At 59.6% G+C, this 4,396-nt stretch carries 4 protein-coding genes; 2 read left to right on the forward strand and 2 right to left on the reverse strand.

From position 1 onward, the window contains the following. Positions 1-178 precede the first annotated feature (178 nt). Complete coding sequence (locus EN893_RS20440; RefSeq protein WP_127268671.1) at positions 179-1,231, reverse strand: TadE/TadG family type IV pilus assembly protein; 1,053 nt, start codon at positions 1,229-1,231, stop codon at positions 179-181. 259 nt (positions 1,232-1,490) lie between these two features. Between EN893_RS20440 and lepA the strand changes: the two genes are divergently transcribed. Continuing rightward, on the forward strand, positions 1,491-3,296 hold the full coding sequence (gene lepA, locus EN893_RS20445; protein WP_127268672.1) for a translation elongation factor 4: 1,806 nt from the start codon (positions 1,491-1,493) through the stop codon (positions 3,294-3,296). A 50-nt stretch (positions 3,297-3,346) separates the two neighbouring features. Here lepA and EN893_RS20450 read toward each other — a convergent pair whose 3' ends face one another. Beyond that, on the reverse strand, positions 3,347-3,763 hold the full coding sequence (locus EN893_RS20450) for a hypothetical protein (protein ID WP_127268673.1): 417 nt from the start codon (positions 3,761-3,763) through the stop codon (positions 3,347-3,349). Between the two features lie 397 nt (positions 3,764-4,160). Here EN893_RS20450 and EN893_RS20455 point away from each other — a divergent pair. Then, positions 4,161-4,396 (forward strand): hypothetical protein (locus EN893_RS20455; RefSeq protein WP_164900983.1); only part of this gene is annotated, 236 nt, incomplete at its 3' end.

Genomic DNA, 4,396 nt, shown 5'->3' on the forward strand with positions numbered 1-4,396 from the left:
GGCTGGACACTGTGACGAACTTGCGGGACATCGGCTTGCTCCGTGGGCGGCGGCGCCTGGATGCACCGCTGATATCCCCACTTCGCCGCTGTCGGCGCCTTCGTTACAGCGCTCACCGGTTTGTGATCGCTAGCGTTCTTCCTTCTCCCGCAAGGGGAGAAGGCAAGAAGAGCAGCTTCTACTGCGTCAGCCGCGTGTTGTTGGGCCGCTTGTTGAAGTCGCACTTGCCGGTGACGTTGTAGAAGAAGTCGGCGTTGCTGACGGGCGCCGGGACCTTGTTGCCGCCGTCTTCCCAGGCCTGGTAGGCTGTCGATCCACAAGGAACGAGGCCAAAGATATCGACGATCTGGCCGGTCGCCATTTCGGCCGGGGGGATGTCCTTGCTTGTCGAGCTATAGAGCCGGTTGGACGTGGCCGGATCGTTCGAATAGAGGTTTTGCGGATTGCCAGATGGGACGTTCATCTGCAGATAGAGGCCAGCCATCTGGCTGACGTCGATTGAGGCACCGGCGGTGTTGCCGGCAGCCATCGTGTCGACGCAGTAATATTTCGTGCCAAACTGGTCGGTGTTCAGCGTCACCCCGTCAGGCGCCTTTTTGCCGACCTTGCAAACCTGCGTTTGGGCCACCGTGGCGACGCCCAGACTGTCGATCTTGCTGACGGTGGTGGTGCCGTACCCTTTGGGATCCGTGCCCCCGCCGTATTTGTAATCGATCGTCATCAGAGGCTTGCCCTCCTTCGCACCGAACATCGTGCCGTAGAGCGTCATTGTCTTGTTCCAGTAACCCGACACCCCGCTGACCTTGAAGGTCGCCTCCACCAAAGCTGGCGCCTTGTTCACCGCCGACGTGACGCCGATCGCCACCGTAGGGATCCTGGCCATCTGCATGAACACGGTCTTCATGGCGAAACTCGCGGTGGCCTGCGCGGTGGCGGTGCCGTTGGCGCTGACGTCGAAGCTGTTCAGCGTCGCAGTGCCCTGTCCGCCGTTTTCTTTGTAGGTATCCTGCAGCACCAACTGACGCTGCGGTTTCGTCGAGGCCGTGTCCATCGTGGTGATCGACAGGATCGCGGCGTCGAGTGCCGCCTGCTCGGTCGACCTGGTCTGGACCGCGGAGGTGTAGTCGACGGAAAAGCCGACCGCGGTGATCAGCGGTATCATGGCGAGAACAAGTATCGGTGCGAACGAGCCGCTCCGCGACTCGATAAAACTGCCTGCAAGCCCCCGCATGCCTTCGTCCTTACATCAGATATTTCCCTCCGCTAACATGCCGATCACAAATTATGCTCTAACGCGTGTGGTTAAAATTTATCGATTTTTCGAGGAATCCGGAGGAAAAGGCGACAAGCGCCCGCACCGCTTGCCCCGGCAGCCGCCTGCTCTGCTTTCGCGGCAGCGGCCGTACGGCTTGCCGGGCAGCGGGCCGCGCTACATGTGCGGCGGCAGCCTGCCGCTTGCTCGGGCAAGCCACCCCTGCTAAACGCGCGCCATGAGCACGCCCCTCGACCACATCCGCAATTTCTCCATCGTCGCGCATATCGACCATGGCAAATCCACGCTTGCCGACCGGCTGATCCAGCTGACCGGCGGACTGGAGCTGCGCGACATGAAGGAGCAGGTGCTGGACTCGATGGACATCGAGCGCGAGCGCGGCATCACCATCAAGGCGCAGACGGTGCGGCTGAAGTACCGCGCCAACAATGGCGAGGACTATATCCTCAACCTGATCGACACGCCCGGACACGTCGACTTCGCCTATGAAGTGTCGCGTTCGCTGGCCGCCTGCGAGGGTTCGCTGCTGGTGGTCGATGCCTCCCAGGGCGTCGAGGCGCAGACGCTGGCCAATGTCTACCAGGCGATCGACAACAACCACGAGATCGTCGTGGTGCTGAACAAGGTCGACCTGCCGGCCGCCGAGCCCGAGCGCATCCGCGAGCAGGTCGAGGAGGTGATCGGCATCGACGCTTCCAACGCCGTGCTGATCTCGGCCAAGACCGGTCTGGGCATTCCCGACGTGCTGGAAGCCATCGTCCACCAATTGCCGCCGCCGCGCGAAGGCGACGCGGCCGCGCCCTTGAAGGCGATGCTGGTCGACAGCTGGTACGACGCCTATCTCGGCGTCATCGTGCTGGTGCGCGTCATCGACGGCGTGCTGAAAAAAGGCCAGACCATCCGCATGATGGGCACCGGCGCCAAGCATCTGGTCGAGCGCACCGGCGTGTTCACGCCGGCCCGCATCAATGTCGACGAGCTCGGCCCCGGCGAATTCGGCTTCTTCACCGGCTCGATCAAGGAAGTGGCCGACACCCGCGTCGGCGACACCATCACCGAGGACAAGCGCACCACGGCCAAGGCGCTGCCCGGCTTCAAGCCGGCGCAGCCGGTGGTGTTCTGCGGCCTGTTCCCGGTCGACGCCGCCGATTTCGAGGATCTGCGCGCCGCGGTCGGCAAATTGCGCCTCAACGACGCCAGCTTCTCCTTTGAAATGGAAACCAGCGCGGCACTCGGCTTCGGCTATCGCTGCGGCTTCCTTGGCCTCTTACATCTGGAAATCATCCAGGAGCGGCTGGAGCGCGAGTTCAACCTCGACCTGATCGCCACGGCACCCAGCGTCGTCTACCGGCTGGCTCTGACCGACGGCTCGATGAAGGAACTGCACAACCCGGCCGACATGCCCGACGTGGTGAAGATCTCGGCGATCGAGGAGCCGTGGATCCGCGCCACGATCCTGACCCCCGACGACTATCTCGGCGGCATATTGAAGCTCTGCCAGGACCGGCGCGGCATCCAGGCCGACCTGTCCTATGTCGGCAAGCGCGCCATGCTGATCTACGATCTGCCGCTCAACGAAGTCGTCTTCGATTTCTACGACCGGCTGAAGTCGATCTCCAAGGGCTACGCTTCGTTCGACTATCACCTCACCGACTACAAGGAGGGCGACCTCGTCAAGATGTCGATCCTGGTCAATGAAGAGCCGGTGGACGCGCTTTCCATGCTGGTGCACCGCACGGCGGCGGAAAAGCGCGGCCGGCAGATGTGCGAGAAGCTGAAGGAGCTGATCCCGAACCATCTGTTCAAGATCCCGATCCAGGCCGCCATCGGCGGCAAGGTCATCGCCCGCGAAACCATCTCGGCGCTGCGCAAGGACGTCACCGCCAAATGCTACGGCGGCGACGTCTCGCGCAAACGCAAGCTGCTGGACAAGCAGAAAGAAGGCAAGAAGCGGATGCGCCAGTTTGGGAAGGTCGATATCCCGCAGGAGGCGTTTATCCAGGCCTTGAAGATGGGCGATTGAGCGGGTTCGGCCTTTGGCCGAACGTATCGACCGGGTGGGTTCCCAGCTAACTAAGAGTGATCGCTCTCAGTCCTACCTTTGCCACTTCGAGATAGCATCTCTGTAAGCATCCCGTGTTGCCCCTTCACTAGCTGCGAGATATCCTTCTCAATTCTTTCAATTAAGAGTCGATCCTCTCTGCGAATCTCCTCTATCTTTGAGACAATCTCATCAAGATCAATCGCCAAAGAATTCCTTGACGGGTCGCTCTCGACGGATTGCATGTCGGCAGCATTTTCAAGTGTCGCGGCCACCCAGGCACTAATCTTCATTCCCTTTCGCTTGGCTGCTGCTCGAGCCTTGTCAACTACAGATGCATCCAAATTCTTGATCGTCCATTGCCGCAGTTCCTGGGAGGCGCTTCCGTCGCGCGCACCTTCGGCACCGCTTGCGCTTTGACCGAGCGCTGCAGTCTCCTGATAAGTCATAGCGAACTCCTCAACGTTCCCCGAAGTACCCCTTCGGGGGTCCCAATAAGGGACTTCAATCATATCCCAACGGATTTACTTGCTGGTTCATGATCAGGAATTAGGGTTAACACGCTATTAAACAACCCCTAAAAAGGGATAGCTGGCATGCGCGCGTGAAGGAGCCCCTTGTCATTTCCGTTCCCTGAGAATAAGTACCCATTTGTTCCTCCCTTGAATGAGGTACCAAGCGTCGTTTCCCTTGCCTGGGGGTACCCCAAATCACTCATGGATGATAGCGAGGCTATTAAACCCTAATTTTAGTGCGCCGCAACAGGAATTTTTTTCTCTCTGCACTTGTTGTTGGGGTACTTTTGGGTTACCCATCGACCTCATTTCCTCTTTTTGGGGAGCCGACATGGCAAGAACAGTTGCGGAATGGCAGATTACGGTCGATCGAGTGTTCGCCCGGTTCAAGGAGAATTATTTGAGCGTTTTGACGCTTGCCCCTTCTGATGCCAGGGCGGCTGTCGCGAAACTGAATGATATAAAAAAGGTGATGGTGTCGAGCGATCTCGGCAAGGCAGCATTTCGCCTCGATCGAAAAACTGCGACTCTTGAGCTGAGCTTGGCTGGGCTGAATCTCATCTGGGA

The organism is Mesorhizobium sp. M7A.F.Ca.CA.004.04.2.1, assembly GCF_004022825.1.
Taxonomy (GTDB): domain Bacteria; phylum Pseudomonadota; class Alphaproteobacteria; order Rhizobiales; family Rhizobiaceae; genus Mesorhizobium.